This is a genomic window from Acetobacterium bakii (assembly GCF_001263355.1).
GTDB classification, from domain to species: domain Bacteria; phylum Bacillota; class Clostridia; order Eubacteriales; family Eubacteriaceae; genus Acetobacterium; species Acetobacterium bakii.
Window position 1 is genome coordinate 146,150 of sequence record NZ_LGYO01000033.1, and the last position, 15,952, is coordinate 162,101.

The 15,952-nt window shown below is 43.4% G+C and carries 12 protein-coding genes; 6 read left to right on the plus strand and 6 right to left on the minus strand.

The window, feature by feature from the left end; translation table 11 throughout:
- The first annotated feature begins 247 nt into the window (after positions 1 to 247).
- The gene (locus AKG39_RS13305) at positions 248 to 1,039 is read left to right on the plus strand and encodes an arylamine N-acetyltransferase family protein (protein ID WP_050740890.1); all 792 of its coding nucleotides are present in this window, start codon (positions 248 to 250) and stop codon (positions 1,037 to 1,039) included.
- A 158-nt stretch (positions 1,040 to 1,197) separates the two neighbouring features.
- Here AKG39_RS13305 and AKG39_RS13310 read toward each other — a convergent pair whose 3' ends face one another.
- Both AKG39_RS13310 and AKG39_RS13315 read right to left on the minus strand, forming a co-directional pair.
- Positions 1,198 to 2,106, minus strand: coding sequence for a CPBP family intramembrane glutamic endopeptidase (locus AKG39_RS13310; RefSeq protein ID WP_050740891.1), 909 nt, complete (start codon positions 2,104 to 2,106; stop codon positions 1,198 to 1,200).
- Positions 2,103 to 3,221, minus strand: coding sequence for a helix-turn-helix domain-containing protein (locus tag AKG39_RS13315; RefSeq protein ID WP_050740892.1), 1,119 nt, complete (start codon positions 3,219 to 3,221; stop codon positions 2,103 to 2,105). The genes AKG39_RS13310 and AKG39_RS13315 overlap by 4 nt, the downstream gene beginning before the upstream one ends.
- Positions 3,222 to 3,529: 308 nt before the next feature.
- Between AKG39_RS13315 and AKG39_RS13320 the strand changes: the two genes are divergently transcribed.
- The gene (locus tag AKG39_RS13320) at positions 3,530 to 3,760 is read left to right on the plus strand and encodes a type II toxin-antitoxin system MqsA family antitoxin (protein WP_050740893.1); all 231 of its coding nucleotides are present in this window, start codon (positions 3,530 to 3,532) and stop codon (positions 3,758 to 3,760) included.
- 167 nt (positions 3,761 to 3,927) lie between these two features.
- On the opposite strand, the gene AKG39_RS13325 is transcribed toward AKG39_RS13320, so the two are convergent.
- A complete protein-coding gene (locus AKG39_RS13325; RefSeq protein WP_050740894.1) occupies positions 3,928 to 4,170 on the minus strand; it encodes a type II toxin-antitoxin system Phd/YefM family antitoxin in 243 nt (80 codons plus the stop codon).
- 176 nt (positions 4,171 to 4,346) lie between these two features.
- On the opposite strand from AKG39_RS13325, the gene AKG39_RS13330 reads away from it, so the two are divergent.
- Complete coding sequence (locus AKG39_RS13330; RefSeq protein ID WP_050740895.1) at positions 4,347 to 4,880, plus strand: dihydrofolate reductase family protein; 534 nt, start codon at positions 4,347 to 4,349, stop codon at positions 4,878 to 4,880.
- Between the two features lie 228 nt (positions 4,881 to 5,108).
- Entirely contained in the window at positions 5,109 to 5,561 is a 453-nt protein-coding gene (locus tag AKG39_RS13335) for a hypothetical protein (RefSeq protein ID WP_050740896.1), read from the plus strand.
- A gap of 306 nt (positions 5,562 to 5,867) precedes the next feature.
- On the opposite strand, the gene AKG39_RS13340 is transcribed toward AKG39_RS13335, so the two are convergent.
- Both AKG39_RS13340 and AKG39_RS13345 read right to left on the minus strand, forming a co-directional pair.
- A complete protein-coding gene (locus AKG39_RS13340) occupies positions 5,868 to 6,704 on the minus strand; it encodes an EFR1 family ferrodoxin (protein WP_050740897.1) in 837 nt (278 codons plus the stop codon).
- A gap of 311 nt (positions 6,705 to 7,015) precedes the next feature.
- A complete protein-coding gene (locus AKG39_RS13345) occupies positions 7,016 to 8,563 on the minus strand; it encodes a hypothetical protein (RefSeq protein ID WP_050740898.1) in 1,548 nt (515 codons plus the stop codon).
- A gap of 274 nt (positions 8,564 to 8,837) precedes the next feature.
- On the opposite strand from AKG39_RS13345, the gene AKG39_RS13350 reads away from it, so the two are divergent.
- Positions 8,838 to 9,710 (plus strand): nitroreductase family protein, encoded by an 873-nt coding sequence (locus tag AKG39_RS13350; RefSeq protein WP_050740899.1) that lies wholly within the window; start codon positions 8,838 to 8,840, stop codon positions 9,708 to 9,710.
- Positions 9,711 to 9,983: 273 nt separating this feature from the next.
- On the opposite strand, the gene phnD is transcribed toward AKG39_RS13350, so the two are convergent.
- On the minus strand, positions 9,984 to 12,209 hold the full coding sequence (gene phnD, locus AKG39_RS13355) for a phosphate/phosphite/phosphonate ABC transporter substrate-binding protein (RefSeq protein ID WP_083439553.1): 2,226 nt from the start codon (positions 12,207 to 12,209) through the stop codon (positions 9,984 to 9,986).
- A 473-nt stretch (positions 12,210 to 12,682) separates the two neighbouring features.
- On the opposite strand from phnD, the gene AKG39_RS13360 reads away from it, so the two are divergent.
- On the plus strand, positions 12,683 to 15,763 hold the full coding sequence (locus AKG39_RS13360) for an EAL domain-containing protein (protein WP_050740901.1): 3,081 nt from the start codon (positions 12,683 to 12,685) through the stop codon (positions 15,761 to 15,763).
- The last annotated feature ends 189 nt before the right edge of the window (positions 15,764 to 15,952 follow it).

Sequence of the window (15,952 nt, forward strand, 5' to 3'; positions counted from 1 at the left end):
CCTCCTGGCTATTTTACTGTGATTATATGAAAAATTTCGAGTTTCGTCTTTAATTCCAGATTAAAAGTGCGTTAATTTTAAGACATTTTAGTTTTAATTCTGGTGATGAAATAAGAGGGGCATCATAAGCTTATCATTTTAACTTAGCAAGAACACCTTGAAATTGCCATCAGTTGATGGTAAGATACTGTAAAAATGCAAGCAACAGTGTGATGAAAAGCTGGCAATCAAGAAAATGGAGAAATATATGAGCAACGAATTATTTGACATTGAAGCGTACTTTAAACGCATCGGTTACACTGGCGGCAGGGATGCTTCCATTGAAACATTAACGGAACTGCAGACGAAGCATGTTATGAACATACCCTTTGAAAACATCGATGCCTTTAATAAAAAACCGATTTCACTTGATATCAATGATGTATTTGAAAAAATTGTCACCAACAGAAGAGGCGGCTATTGTTTCGAAATGAACGGGCTCTTTTCCTATGTGCTGGAAACGCTGGGCTTTTCGGTGAGTAATCTTTTTGCCAGAGTCTGGAGAAACGGCTTTGAACAATCAGGAAAAACCCACCAGGTAATGCTAGTGGAAATTGACGGTGACTTATGGCTTTGTGACGTGGGTTTCGGGGGAAACGGACCACTGGCTCCCATTCTCATCAAAGCGGGGATGGAACAGGAACATTTTGGCCGAAGCCACCGCATCACGGTTGATCCCACCTATGGCTATGTGCTTGAATATAAGATAAAAGATGGGTTTCAGCCGGTTTATGCTTTTACTCCGGAAAAATGTTGCTCTTCCGATTATGCCATCGCCAATCATTATACCTCAACACACCCGTCCTCACTGTTTGTTCAGTCACTGGTCTGCACCATGCCCACCGAGGATGGCCGTATTACCGTGTTTGACAGTCAGTTAAAGATTGTTGCCAATGACGTGGAAACGGTCACCGAGCTTGATGGGGATGAAGCGATCCATGATGCGCTGCAGAAACATTTTGGACTGGATGAACTACTCAGAACTAAGGTGAAAAGATAGCCGGTCAGAGAAGTTGCATAAAAGTTCTGATTAACAAAAGCTCGAAACCCATGGTTTTTGACCATGGGTTTCGAGCTTTTTAAGTGTCGGCAAAGCTTTTGGCAGATTTTTATTGTATCATTTTGTATGCATGATGGCGAAGAAATGCATCAGTAAGATCAGGAAACAGTCTTAAAAGAAACATGATTATCATTCGCTGTCACCGGTGAGGGTTCACGCCCCGCTAAGTAGAAGCAGATCGATCCCACCACGATAAAGCCGATGCCGCCGATGATGCCAACCGGCAGCGGGCCAACAAAGGGACTGGTTTGGCCAATGGTAAAAAAGACCGAAAAGGCGGCAAAACCGTTCATGGCGCCATGGCCAATGGCCGCCGGCAAGACGCTGTTGGTTTTGATGGTGAGATAGGACAGAAACGAACCGGCAAAGAAAGAGAAAACAACCATGGCCAGAATACCGCCCCAGGGGGCAAGCCAATAGCCCAATCCGTAATTATGTCCTTGGGCAATAATCGGGGCGTGCCATAAACCCCAGATCACGCCGGAAATTAAAATGGCTTTTCGGGCGCTGACCATTTCCATCAGTTTGGGAAGCAGATAACCACGCCAGCCGATTTCCTCGCCCAGGGTAGTGATGATGTTGAGCACCGGACCCACCAGCAGGCCGATGAGCAGCTGGCTTATCAGGATCCCGGTCATCATTTGGGTGGTAGCATCCAGGCCCTGGGCCTGATATTGAGCCGCCATGACGGACATGGTCGGATCAAAATTGGCTGGGAAAATCAGAAAATAGAGCAAAGCCCCCAGAAAAATCAGCAGCGGCGGAACAAACCAGGCCATTAGATAATAGCGGATGTTCCCCTTGAAGTGGGGTTTTAAACCAAAGTTTTTAAAGCCCTCTTTGGTAATCAGCCGGGTAATGACCACACAAAGAGCGGGGATCAGCATAACCCCGGTTAAAACCAGAATGGCATAGGGATTGGACAAGCCCCCATTGGCCATTAAGGCAAATTCCACGGCCCAGGTGAGTCCAAAAGCGAGTCCCAGAAAAATAACTAAACGTTTCATTGATTTCCTCCTAAATTTTCGGTTAATTTTTTAATGATGTTTTTATAAAGCGGATCGTCTGCCAAAATTGAAAACACCGGATTGGCGGTAATGCCCTGCAGCATGCTCTCCCGGATGATCTTTTCGCTGCGAGGCGCAGCATCCCCTAAATCAAAGTCCTTAAACCAACCATCGATGGCATCGAAATAGGCATCGCCGTGAAGGGTATAGGGGAAAAAGTCGGAAACACATAAATCGGTGTAGCGGTTCAGCATTTCCAGCGCCTTTTCACCTAGCCGGTTCATGCCGTAAATATGGGCGGCGGCGTAGTACAGCTGCAGCATGGCATTGGGATGGAGCTTTTCAAGGTCATAGAGCTGGGCCAAACCAAAGCTTCGCTTTAATATTTCCTGGGCCTTGCCCAACTGATCCCCATTGATCATTAAATAGGAGATGGAGGTTCCCAGGAGATACAGCAGATGCTGGTACATGCTGACCTGCATCACTTCCCTTGCTTTGACCGTATTTCCCATCATCTGATAAGCCTTAGCCATCATCTCGGTGTCCTGGGGAATGGGACAGATGTCATCGCCGATTAAATCAAAAACTTTCTCCGGCTCACCGAGCATCAGATAACAGGTGGCCTCAAAGGATACCCCATCCCGGGACAGCCGGACATCATCGCTTTCGTCGGTCACCCGGCGGCAGAGCTGTGCCGCTTCTTTTAAAATGGCCATGCCTGTGTCTTTGTCAGCTGCCAGCATATGGTGATTCATCAGCAGTCCGCTCATCTGCAGCAGCAGGGGAAAGCAGGAATAGTATTTTTTAATAATGAATCGGCACTCGGACAAAACCTCGGCAAAGGGCTGACTGGCAAATTCAGCCGCCAGCCGATGATACAAAGCCCTGATATCATCCTTGGTCATCTGGGGCGCATAGCCCATGAGATCATCGATGCTGATATTAAAATACGCCGCCAGCTGGGGCAGAAAGGTAATGTCCGGATAGCTCTGGCCGGTTTCCCACTTGGAAACCGAAGCCTTGGAAACCCCTATGTAGGAGGCCAGCTCTTCCTGGGTGATCCCTTTCTCATGGCGTTTTTGGGACAGTGCGGATGCAATATTGATTTCTTTCATTTTTTCACCTCATTGGTATTTCTTATCTGTTACCATTATACGAAGTTAGCAATGACTTGGCAATGGATTTGGAGTTGATTTAAGTTGATAAAATCAACCGTTGAGAAACTACGCATATGATGCCATGGAACCCAGCACCAAAATATTTACGTATTTCATATCTTTTTTTAGATAAAAAATATATAATGGATACTAGATTGTGTGACTTTTCTTAATGAATTTTACAAGGGATTGTTATATAATGTATCCAATAATTAAAATTTATATCATATAAATTATCTATATAAGAATACGAAAGGAGACTTAATATGAATTGTTTTTTTTGTCAAGACGATATGGTTGATGGCACAACCACTTATATGGCCGATCTTGAAAACTGTGTTGTGATTATAAAAAACGTACCCTGCCATCGATGCTCCCAATGTGGAGTAGAATCTTTTTCAGCTGATATTGCGCAAAAAATCGAAGAAATTTTTGATAAATTGAAAAATAAACTGACTAAGATTGCTGTAGTGAATTTTAGTAACCAAGCGGCTTAACATTCATAATGGCCAGGCTCACGGCCGATTAAATAAAAAACGCTTAACAATCACTGATTGTTAAGCGTTTTTTATCTTTTGTGCAATTGCTGGATATCTAGCTATGCTCAATTATCCAGGTGAGCAATTCATTTATATTAATATGACCAGATGATAAGTCAGCCGTTTCATTTTGCCAGTTCCATAAAGGCTTCTTTATGACGAAGAAGAATGCTTTTTGCAATTGACTGGACAGTTTCATCCCCAATTAATTCTTCTTCCTCAAATTGACTGAATTCAATCAAAACATAGCGAGGAACATTATTTTTCAAAATAATTGCGGCACCATTTTCATCAACTAAACGAGCAACCTTAGAGAAATTCTGATTGGCTTCAGAAATCGATACTAAATTTTTGGTATTAATTTGCATTTTATCCACCTCTTTTTTAATATTATACTATAATTTTAGGACAAATAAAACCTAAAAAATAAAATCATCTTTCAATCAACAACCTGGTCCCTTGTGACACTCATATTTGAAAATTGATATTTCCCGGATTCCTTGATATACTGATCAAAATAACAGAAAGGAAGAGAGGTACGCATATGAGCAGAAATATTGTCCTCTATATTGCAGAAAGCTTGGATGGTTATATTGCAAAAACCAATGGCACCGTGGACTGGCTAATGGGTGAAAGTGAGGATGCGGATATGGATTATGGTTACCAGGATTTTTATGATACCATCGATACCGTTATTATGGGAAGGATCACTTACGAACAAGTGATTCATGAGCTATCCCCGGATGTTTGGGTTTATGAGGGAAAAAAGTGCTATGTGGCAACTACTGGAAACCTGGAAAGCGACAGTAATGTTTCATTTATATCAGGAGAAATTACCGAATTCATCAAAGATCTCAAAAAGCAGAAAGGTCGGGATATCTGGCTTGTGGGTGGGAGCAAACTGATTGATCAGTTTATTAAGGCCGATCTCATCGATCGGTACATCATCACCATCATTCCCACCATTTTAGGCGACGGGATTCCGTTGTTTCGAAGCCAAAACCCGGAGCTTAAACTAAGGTTGACAGGAACAAAAAATACCGATGGGCTGATTGAACTCAGTTATGTGCGACGATAAATAAACCGGAACTGCAATAGTTAGAAATTCAGGCAATTGCGAAAACTGAACGCAACGGTCAGGTTACCTGCGTAATTACTTAATAAAAAATTCTTAAATATTCTTAATGTTAAGCTAATTATCAGGTTTGGAATGCTACAATTAATCCGTCGACAGCCCCAACGTTACTTTTCATTAAAAATTATATCAATCATTTGCCTAAAAAGGCAGAAACGGAGAATGTCCAAAATGAAAACTGAGAACAAAAAAAATTCCCTATCCATTGCCCTTTATATCGGTGGCATTATTGTTGCCATTATGGGTGTTGCACTATTAATTACCACTGTTAAATATTATAGTGATACCTATACCCAGGCTGTTGCCGCGGGGTACGATGCTGCTCAGGTCAGTGCGCAATTGCTGCCTTCCCAATTGTTGCCCGGTGTATTTCAAGCCATCGGTGTTTATGGCGGAATAGCCTTGATTCTCATCTGCATGGGTACGATTTATCAAAAGGTATCCAATTACATGAATCAATCGAATAATGAAGAAATCAATGTCGGCGCACTTGAAATCAATGTTGCAGAATTAACAGAAATACAAGAAAATGATGCATCCGATAATGCCGAACTTGCCGCTGTGGATACTGACAATAACGAAATTGCCGGGATGAATGAACAACCCACCGAAGAAAAATTATAGAAGCTCCAAAAATTCGCACTCAAATATAAATAACTTTCAAAAAAAGCAGCCACTATTGTTTAAAAACAATAGTGGCTGCTTTGGGTTGATGACGGGTTTGGTGGCATAATAGAAATAATAATTCCCGGGACAAGCTTACGATTTTAAGCATACGTTAGCTTAATACCGTAGGGACGGGAAAAAAGAAAAAGTAAGCCACGGGGACAATCGTAACATCAGTTGTCTGCATCAAGGCGAACAGGCTTTAGCCTGTACGATCTTGCAGCAGACAACGATTTACCATTGTCCCCGTGGCGGTTATAGCTGCTATTTCTTTTGGATTAACAAATCAACATTAAAATCTTTTCCCGGACCTTTGTAACGGGGAAATTTTTTTTCGTCTTCGGACCCTTCACCCAGCAAAATCGCAGCGGTGGGACATTGGGAATAACAGCGCAGACACAGGGCGCATTGATCATAAAAGCGGACACTGTCCCCGGACAGCTCAATGTTTCCAGTGGGGCAGATTCTCTGGCAGGTACCGCATAAGGTACAGCGGGACGCATCCGTTTTTAATTCTTTGCTAGCCGAAGCAATTAATCGGTCAATATGTTTTCGCTGTAAATTGCCCAATAAATGACCCAGAGGATTGTTTCCAATAATATGGGTGCAATCAGCGCTGATTGCCGCAGCGAATTTTGAAACCAGGGGGCGGTTCTGCTCAAGCAGCTTATCGACACGGGCATCGTTTTTAGGTTTGTAGAATCTGAATTTCGGCAGGTGCAGGTTGTTCATCATTCTAAAATGTCGGGTCTGTTTTAAATCGTAACCCTTCCGGATAAATTTCAAACCAATTTCATAGGCGGTATCTCCGGAGGCCAGGGCCTGGGTGGCAAAAATGCTGATGCCCTGGGTTGTATGAGAATCCGGGAACAGGTTAATGAAATCCAGCATCGGTCCGGGGGCGGTTGAGCCATAAACAGGGAACCCCAGAATAATGTGGTCGGCAGCAGCAGCCTGCTGGGTCAGATCTTCGATGGCCAGAGTTTCAATGGAATAACAGTCAACGGAATGGCCTTTTAATTTTAATTGGGCCTGAAGTCCGGTGGCAAGCCACCAGGTGTTTCCGGTACCACTAAAGTAATAAATAATGATTTTTTTCATTTAACTCCCTCTGGAAATTTGTATAAACAAGTTACCCCTTAGATAGAACAGAAACATAAGTCCTGGGGACAATCGTAACATCAGTTGTCGGCATCAAGGCGAACAGGCTTTAGCCTGTACGATCTTGCAGCAGACAACGATTTACCATTGCCCTGGGACAGTTTGTCTTCGGACTCAAGTGGTGGCAAAACAGAAACGTGAGTCCCGGGGACAATCGTAACATCAGTTGTCGGCATCAAGGCGAACAGGCCTTAGCCTGTACGATCTTGCAGCAGACAACGATTTACCATTGTCCCTCGGACGGTTTTCCGTCAACCCCTGTGCTTTTTCCGATAGATAACAAATCCGATGACACCGGCAACTGCTGCAACGGCTAAAACAATTCCGATGATTGCGGGGATTCCCAGGGAGTTAGACTGAGTCGGAGCGACAATCACAATACGGGTGGTTGCCACAGCACTTTTATAGTTGTCATTTCCCTTATATTTCACAACAACTTCCTGTTCGCCGACTTCCTTCTGGTAATCCAGAGTAATGTCGTCCGGGGTAAACTTAATGACCGTGTTGTTTTCATTCACAATGGTAATGGCAAGATCTTTGTATACCGCATCATCTAGAGCCTTTTCATTTACATTGTATTCAACCGTGGGTGGATTGGCGTTAATCACCAGGGAGCAATCTTCTTTCTGGGTGATTTTTATGGTTTGGGTGGCTTCACTGGGGTTGTATTTATCATTCCCTTTGAATTTAACCGTAACCGGCTGATCTCCGGCCACACGATTGTAGCTCAGCTCAATATCCGTGGTTACAAAGGTAATTTTATTGTTCTTGCTGTCCACCACCTGGATTTGAAGAGCATTGTACACCAATGTATCCAATTTTCCGGGATCCGGGTTGTACTCCACAGGAGCTGGAGATTTTGCCAGTGTTATTGTGGTATTCTCTTTGGTTGGGGCAGGTGGGTCCACCTTGCCAGTGATTTCCACATGGCCGGTGGCGGTGCTTGGTGAATACTGGTCATTGCCCTTGTATTTCACGGTGACATCCTGTTTGCCAACCGCCCGGTTGTAGCTCAGTTCAATGTCTGAGGCGGTAAAGTTGATTTTATTGTTTCCGGCATCCACCACCACAATGCTCAGTGCCTGATACACCGCCAAATCCAGTTTTGCGGAATCACTGGTGTAGGCAACCGGTGGGGGCGTGGCTGCCAGAGAAATCTTAGTATCTTGTTTTCCGGTGATTTCCACTTTGGCATTGGCCAGGGTGGTATTGTACTGATCGTTTCCCTTATAGGTTACGGCAACAGTCTGTGAGCCCACCGCATGGTTATAGGCCAGGGCAATATCACTGGGCGCAAAGGTGATCTTGTTGGCGTTTTCGTCCACAACCGAAATTGCCAAATCGTCATAGACGGATTTGTCAAGGGTAGGGATATCCGCTGAATAACCAACTGATGGGGGATTGGCCTTTAATACCAGCCGAGCCTCTTTCTTGGCGGTATCGGTGATGGTAATGGTGCCGGTTGCCGCACTGCCCAGATACTGATCCGAACCTTCATAGGTGACGGTTATTTTCTGGATGCCAACCTGGTGGGTATAGTCCAGGGTGATATCATTGGGAGTAAAGTCAATCTTATTGCCGTTTCCGTCAACAACCACAATGCTCAGGGCCTTGTAAACCATCCTGTCCAGTTCAGTACTGGAGCTATTGAACTCTACCGTCGGGGGAGTGGCTGCAATTGATACTGAGGTCGCCAGTTGTCCGTCCTGGGCTAATAATCCGGTTGGAAACAGCAACATCGTCAGCAATCCAAACACAACAATTTTCCATAATGGTCCGCCTTTTGTTCTCTTCTTCATCTTCATTTCCTTTCAATTTTTAAAATCAGGTAAAGGTTTCCAATAGTGTAACATTTTTTACAGCAACTTACTATGCTTTTAAGGCATGTTTTTTATGAACATCCGAATATTTTGCAGATTGGAAAATGGATAAAAAAGTGGTTTAATCTATATAATAGGGGGTACTAAATATATATAGAAACAATTAGGTGATTGGGAAAAGTGCTGTGAGCTTTAGAATGCTTTTGAGTTTTGCAATTGCCAAATAAACTAATAGTAAGAGAGGAATAACGTAATGAAATTCAGAGACTTTACAATTAATAGTCACTCAACCAGGGAATACGTGGATGAAAGCCTGGAAATAGAGGACATCAGTTCTATTAAAACCTATTTAAACGAATTAAATGAGCTGGTTGGCAAAAAAATGGGCTTTTCCTTTATACTGATGGAAAATGGCGCCGCGGTCTACAGGGAATTACAGGGATTCGGGGGGTATGGCGGCCTGATGATTAAAAGTCCCCATTACATCGGTCTTCGGATTGACAAGGTTGATCATGAAATCGAGTTTTTAGGGGCATTCTATATGCAGGGCATCGTCAAAAAGCTCTATGAAATGAATATTGGCAGCTGCTGGATATCCCTTTTGAATACCACTCCGGAACAGAAAGTGAAACTCATAAAAGATCAACCCGGGACCATCAAGCATCTGCTGGCTTTGGGAAAGCCCTTGAAAAAAATAAAGAAAAACGAACGATTTAAGGCGATTATCAATCGGCTGTCCAAATATGATCAGGATCCCTATGGCATCGCTGTTATCCAAATAGATGAAGACCGGCTTTCGGTGGTTGACACCATTTATCTGAAAAAATGGGGAACCGTTGCGCCATTTTCGGAAATGGAGAAACGGGGGGTTTTAGACATCTTGTACTATGTAAGAAATTCACCCTCATTTCAAAACTCCCAGCCATGCCGACTGATCCTCCAGGACGGCTATGCCGAACTGGCAGTGATTAATCCTGAAAATGAGGAAAATTATACGGATGCAGGTATCATGATGTTTAACCTTCATGGATTAGCCAAAGAGATGAGTTTTCCGTCCATCTGGCGTTTTATCAGAGATGAATCCGACAACAAGGAATACAGAATCGTCGCCCGGATTGAAATGTAGGACTTACTTTTGTTTTTTAGCGGCACGTAATGTGTCAAACCGTACCTATAAATTTACTTTTTTGTTTTGTCATTTACGTTGCGGGTGGGTACTATCTGCCCCTACAGGATTGAACTGACGTTTGAGATTGCGATAAAGTAATGAGACAAACCTCGTTGCGGATTTTTATTTTATCTTGTTGTGTGCATCAAGGCGAACAGTCGACAGACTGTACGAATTGAAGCACACAACGATAAATAAATGTCCGCAGCGGGGTTTGTCAACGAACAGCTATTACATGACTTCGCGGATGACGTCGTATTTGGCGTCGTTGCTTTCAACGAAGCCGTCCACCGGAGAGTTGATATTTTTGGTTTTAACATAGTCGATGAAGGCGTTCTTCAAAGTGTCGCTGAATTCCTGGGAAAGACTGGGGTTAATGGCAATGGCATCTTTGGGGATGTCCGGAGTTTTGGCAATGATCCGGAAGTTGTCCATGTTTATGCCGTTTTTAGCCGCATCTTCCATGGCTTCATTGTAGGTGGCGCCGGCGTCGTATTCGCGGGACAACACCGCTTTGATCACTGCATCATGGCTGCCCATAAAAGCGTTTCGGCTGAACAGCTTGTCGGGATTCATGCCTTCGGATTTGATGAGATGTCGTGAATACAGATACCCCGAGGCACTGCCCTCATCCACATAGGCAAAGCTTCGACCTTTTAAATCGTCCAGACTGTGAATGCCGCTGTCCTGGCGGGTGATAATGCATCCGTTGTAGGATACCTTGCCGTTGACTTTTGGCGAAACCAACGGTTCAATGCCGATTTTGTTATGGGCGGTGACATAGGCAAAGGGGGAGAACCAGGCCACATCGATGATGCCGTCTTTCATACCATTGCTCAGGGCGTCATAATCCTTGACAATCATAGTTCGCACCTTACAACCAATGGATTTAAACACCGCATTGAGAATGGGAACATACATGGTTTTAATATTTTCCGGTGAGGTGAAGGGATTGACACCGAAGATGACTTCGTCTTTGCTTTTATGCTGGGCGGTGAGTTTCTGAACGCTGGTGGCCATTTCCGAAAGCTTGGTGCAGTAGTTCAGCAGCTCCATGTTTTTGTCTTTTTGGGTGACCAGGGTGTTAATAGTTTCGTTGGTGACGTGATGAGTGCTTTCCACCGCATCCGCCACATTGGAAATGGCTGACTGGATTTCATGGGAGGCAGTGACCTGAAAGGTTGCGATTTCCTTGATTTCAGTGATGGAATCATTTAAATGAACCAGAATATCCTGGATTTCAAGAATCACATCTCCGGATTTTTTTGCCGCCCCCTCAATATCATTGGTTTTTACCACACAGCTGTCAATGGCCTGGTTGGACTGCTGCACCTGATCTACAATCTGATCGACAATCGCTTCGATTTGGGTCACAAATTTATCGGTGTTTTGGGAAAGCCGGCGAATTTCCTCGGCGATTACCGAAAATCCCTTGCCGGCAGAGCCTGCCCGGGCGGCCTCGATGCTGGCGTTTAAAGCCAGCAGATTGGTTTGTCGGGAAATTTCCTTGATGTAGTCCACATAGGTACTGATCTGCTGAGATGACTGATCCAGCTCGGCATTGGTGCCGGAGGCCTGATTAACGCCGTCGATTAAATCCAGAAGCAGAGTCGAGATGCCACCGATGGTGTTTCGGTTTTCATTGAGCATGTCAATGGATTGGGTGGAACTTTCTTCAATTCGGACAATTGTAGTTTTAAGTTTGTCGGAAACCTGTGTAAACTCATTGATTTCCGCACTTATTTCCTCAGTGCTGGCGGCGTTCTGCTGGCTGAAGGAAGCGACCTCATCGGCCTGGGTCACAATCCGGCTAAACACTTTGACGTTTTCTTCGGAATGCCAGCTCAGTCGCTTAATGTCAAAGTCCATGGTTTCCAGCAGGGCAAAGAGCTCACTGTTCATGCTGTCAGCGTCATCGTTTGCATTGTCGGTTGGTATTGAAGCTTTTTCAGTTTCGGAAAGGGATAACAGTAGATTTAAAATGCTGTCCATGGTGGTTTTGTTTTCAATGAGGATGTCTACGGAGGCGGTGGAATGTTCTTCAAGGGCCGTGAGATTGGTTTTAAGGGCGTTGGATGTTTCTGAAAATCCCTGTATGCCCAGAGTGATGGCGTCTTCTTTCTCGGAAATCAAGGTCACCTGATTTAATAATGCTGCATCGTCCTGGGCACGTGCCCGGATGTCCTGGATATTGCAATCCATACTGGTGAACAGATTTAGAAGCTGGCCGGTATCAGAGTTAGACACTGCTTCCGGGGGAGGAGATATTTTGGCTTTAGTCATAAAACTCAAAGCGGTGTAAAGGATTGCAACGCTGGCCAAAAAATTAACCAGGAGTACCGTCAATCCATCAGGTTTAATAAAATACAAACCTGCATTCATAAAGATCAACCCCATGGTTGAAAACAAAAACACTGGACTTCTTAAAATACGCATCGTCAGTCTGCCTTTCTTCATCGAATTGCTAAAAAATACACATGAAATGGCTGCATTGTTATGGATTCAATTATAACTTATTTGCTTTCCTAATGTCAAACACAATACGCATTAAGTCACACTATAATTCGGTGTGCAGGAACCTTTCTGGATGCTTATTCTTAGCGCAGCAGGCTAAAAATATTTAAGCTGCTGGGTTTTTCTAAAATACTAGGGGATAGCCCAATTAAATAATGGAATTTTTAGTTAAAATACTTTAATTTAATAGTCTGCAATTTTTAAAAATACCTAAGTTAAGCAAAATAAGCAATTGATTTCTTATATAGCAAATAGTATAATGCCTATATTCCAATTTGATTATTGATTTCAAAGAAAGATAATTAAAATAAATGGTTCGAATCTTTGGCAGGAAGTCCATCGATACGGATTTTTTACAATGAGAATCAGAATATACAACGATGTATTAATCAAAAAATAGTCATCGGAGGCAAATGATGCTGCAAAATTTATTGTCATTTATACTGTATGTTTCATTTGTCATTTATATTATGTTTGGAGTGTATAGTTTAACCTTAAATAAAGAAGCGAGACTCAATCAGGTGTTCTCGCTTCTTTGCGTTTGTTTTTCTGTCTGGGCATTTTCATTTGCAATGGGCAACTCAGCGGTTTCCTATTCAGAGGTGCTGTTTTGGCGGCGGATTTCCGTCCTGGGTTGGGGTGTAGCCTATAGTCTTATCCTTCATTTTATAATTGTGTTAACCGAATCAAACTGGAGCCGGAAAGAGAAACGCCCGATTCTGCTGCTGACCCTTTATTTGCCATCTGTCATTATGGTTTTTATTTTTGGCCTTTACCACAACACCGCCACGCAACAGATTCTGCTGGTTCGTACCGTTGCAGGCTGGGCAATGATTGGGTTTAATAATTGGTTGGATATGCTGTTTTATCTCTATTACCTGGGCTTTTCCCTGGCTTCGATTATTCTGCTTCTGCGATGGTATCGAAAAAGCGGCAGCGATCGTAATAAAAAAAAGGCGTTGTACCTGTTGCTCTCATTTTCTGCCTCTCTGGTTTTGGGAAGCTTTACCGATCTTTTAGCCAATCGCTTTCTGACCTATAGGATCCCATCACTGGCACCGGTTGTGATTATGATTCCTACTGCAACAATTTTTTATATCATTCATAAATATGGATTAATGCTTCCAAAAGACAAAAAAAGTGAGTCAGGCGAAGGTGTCATCCTCAGTTATGACAGTCGAACAAAGTTCTTTAAATATACTGGAGTCGTACTGGCAGCAGGCAGTATGATTAACTTTCTCATTAGGATCGTCCAGTCAGATGAACGGGTAACCGGTATTTTGCTAAGCCTTGTCTTGGTTCTGACCGGGGCTTTCTGTATTGTAATCCCCTATCTTGTGAAGTCGGTAAAGACCCAGAAAAGCTTACTGGTGGTTTTGGTGGTCATTGTATTACCGGTGCTGATGCTTCTTTATTTTAATGGTTCCTTCAGTAATATTATCTGGCCGATTCCATTGTTGGTTATTATGATAACCGTTATATTCAATAATAAACGCATGTTTTATAGTATTGCCATTTTAAGCCTGCTGATGGGAATTATTTTTTGGGTAAGAATGCCTGGTTTTGATGTATTGATTGGGCCCGCGGAATATAGTTTGCGTTTATTATTTTATGGAATCGCAATTAGTCTCACGGTATTGATCAAAAAAATCTATGGCACCAGACTTGAAGAAAATCAAAAACAGGAAGAATTTCAAAAGCTGATATTGGAGATATCATCAGATTTTGTGGCAATGACCCTCAATGATTTTGACAATAAGGTTAATGATTTACTCAAAAAAAGCGGGAGTTACATCAACGCCGACCGGGCCTATATTTCAATGTTTTCTAATGATCCGAAAGGCATCTGTTTTACCCATGAATGGCTGGCTGAAGGCATCGATCTCATTATGGGAGAATATCAAAAATCCGAAAGTTCGGTGCTTAACTGGAGTACCGACCAGCTTCTCAACAATCACATTGTTTATATTAAGGCCCTCACTACTTTGCCTCAGGAAGCAGAGGCTGAAAGAGCACTGCTTTTTAATCGCGGTATCCAGTCGCTGATTTATCTTCCCGTCCCCAGCAAGGACAAAATCATCGGGTTGATAGGCTTTGAGCAAATCAGCCGGAGCAAAGCCTGGCGGATTGATGATTTTGAATTACTGAAAGTTCTTTCCAATATCCTGGCCGATGCCATTGCAAAAGTGGAAACAGAGAATGAAATGAACTATTTGGCTTATTACGATGCTCTGACCGGTTTACCCAACCGGGTTCTTTTCAGCAATCGTCTGGAACAGGCCATAAAATTGGCTAAACATAACGAGAAATACCTGGGAGTGATCTTTATTGACATCGATGGTTTCAAGGAGGTTAATGATGCACTGGGCCATGATTGGGGGGATTATTTACTCAAACATATTGGAAAGCGCCTAGCAGGTTGTATCCGAAAATACGACACCGTCGCACGGTTCGGCGGGGATGAGTTTTTGATCATGGTGCCCCAATTATCACAAAGAACAGATCTGGAAGATGTCACCAGAAAAATCATGACGGTTTTTCTGGAACCCATCACCGTAAATAACCAGGAATTTTATATCACCGCCAGCGGCGGCATAGCCGTTTTTCCCGAAGACGGAGAAAATGTGAACAGTCTCATAAAAAATGCAGATCTGGCCTTGTATGTCGCCAAGAAAAAGGGAAAGGGTCAGGTTGCTTTTTGTTCAGCGGAAATGAAAGATGAAGTATTGGAAAAATTGATCCTTACCAATAGCCTGTATCAGGCGCTGGAAAGGAACGAGCTGCATCTCGAGTATCAGCCCCAGGTCTGCATCAAAAGTCAATCGATTATTGGTTTCGAAGCATTACTGCGGTGGAACCACCCAAGACTGGGAGCTATTTCCCCGGCTGTTTTTATTCCCCTTGCAGAACAGACCGGACTCATTAACACCATTGGTGAATGGGTGCTCACGAGTGCCTGTGTCCAAAACAAGGCCTGGCAGGACCGCGGTTTTAAGCCGGTACGGATGGCGGTTAATCTGACGGTGGAACAGTTTCGCAGTAGCAATGTGGAAAAAATGGTTAAAGAATGTCTGGAAAAAACAGGACTGGAATCCCGATATTTGGAACTGGAAATAACCGAAAGCATTGCTATGAAAGAGTCCCGGTATGTTGAAAAAAGCCTGGAGGCTTTAAAAAAGTTGGGGGTATCCATCAGCATCGATGATTTCGGCACTGAGTATTCATCCCTGAGCCGTTTAAAAGACATGCCCGTGGATCGGCTAAAAATCGATATGCAGTTTATTCAACGCATCGGGGTCAGCGCCAAAGACGACTCCATCATTGCGGTCATGATCTATCTGGCCAAACGACTGGGGCTCAAAGTCATTGCCGAAGGCGTGGAGACCGTGGCCCAGCTTGACTTTCTGAGACTTGAAAACTGTGATGAAGTCCAGGGGTATTACTACTATAAGCCGCTGTCCATCGCCGAGATTGAAGAGATTATTTATACTGCGTGAAAAAAGAAAATAGCCATCGGAATAAGCAATTTTGATTGTTATATGCACAAAAGTTACTTGCTTTGTTGTCTGGTTTCATAAACAATTTTGTAACGTTTAGGCGAACAGTCCTAAGACTGTCCGCCGTAAAGTGGAAAAATTGTCTTATGTAACCAGATTGCAAAGCTCACCAAACTTTCGCAATCAGCC

Excerpts from the sequence above, each read along its gene's own strand:
- AKG39_RS13340 (WP_050740897.1), bottom strand. The coding sequence starts at position 6,704 with ATGAAAAAAATCATTATTTATTACTTTAGTGGTACCGGAAACACCTGG.
- AKG39_RS13350 (WP_050740899.1), top strand. The coding sequence starts at position 8,838 with ATGAAATTCAGAGACTTTACAATTAATAGTCACTCAACCAGGGAATAC.
- AKG39_RS13345 (WP_050740898.1), bottom strand. The coding sequence starts at position 8,563 with ATGAAGAAGAGAACAAAAGGCGGACCATTATGGAAAATTGTTGTGTTT.
- AKG39_RS13335 (WP_050740896.1), top strand. The coding sequence starts at position 5,109 with ATGAAAACTGAGAACAAAAAAAATTCCCTATCCATTGCCCTTTATATC.
- AKG39_RS13315 (WP_050740892.1), bottom strand. The coding sequence starts at position 3,221 with ATGAAAGAAATCAATATTGCATCCGCACTGTCCCAAAAACGCCATGAG.
- AKG39_RS13320 (WP_050740893.1), top strand. The coding sequence starts at position 3,530 with ATGAATTGTTTTTTTTGTCAAGACGATATGGTTGATGGCACAACCACT.
- AKG39_RS13330 (WP_050740895.1), top strand. The coding sequence starts at position 4,347 with ATGAGCAGAAATATTGTCCTCTATATTGCAGAAAGCTTGGATGGTTAT.
- AKG39_RS13305 (WP_050740890.1), top strand. The coding sequence starts at position 248 with ATGAGCAACGAATTATTTGACATTGAAGCGTACTTTAAACGCATCGGT.
- AKG39_RS13325 (WP_050740894.1), bottom strand. The coding sequence starts at position 4,170 with ATGCAAATTAATACCAAAAATTTAGTATCGATTTCTGAAGCCAATCAG.
- AKG39_RS13360 (WP_050740901.1), top strand. The coding sequence starts at position 12,683 with ATGCTGCAAAATTTATTGTCATTTATACTGTATGTTTCATTTGTCATT.
- AKG39_RS13310 (WP_050740891.1), bottom strand. The coding sequence starts at position 2,106 with ATGAAACGTTTAGTTATTTTTCTGGGACTCGCTTTTGGACTCACCTGG.
- phnD (WP_083439553.1), bottom strand. The coding sequence starts at position 12,209 with ATGAAGAAAGGCAGACTGACGATGCGTATTTTAAGAAGTCCAGTGTTT.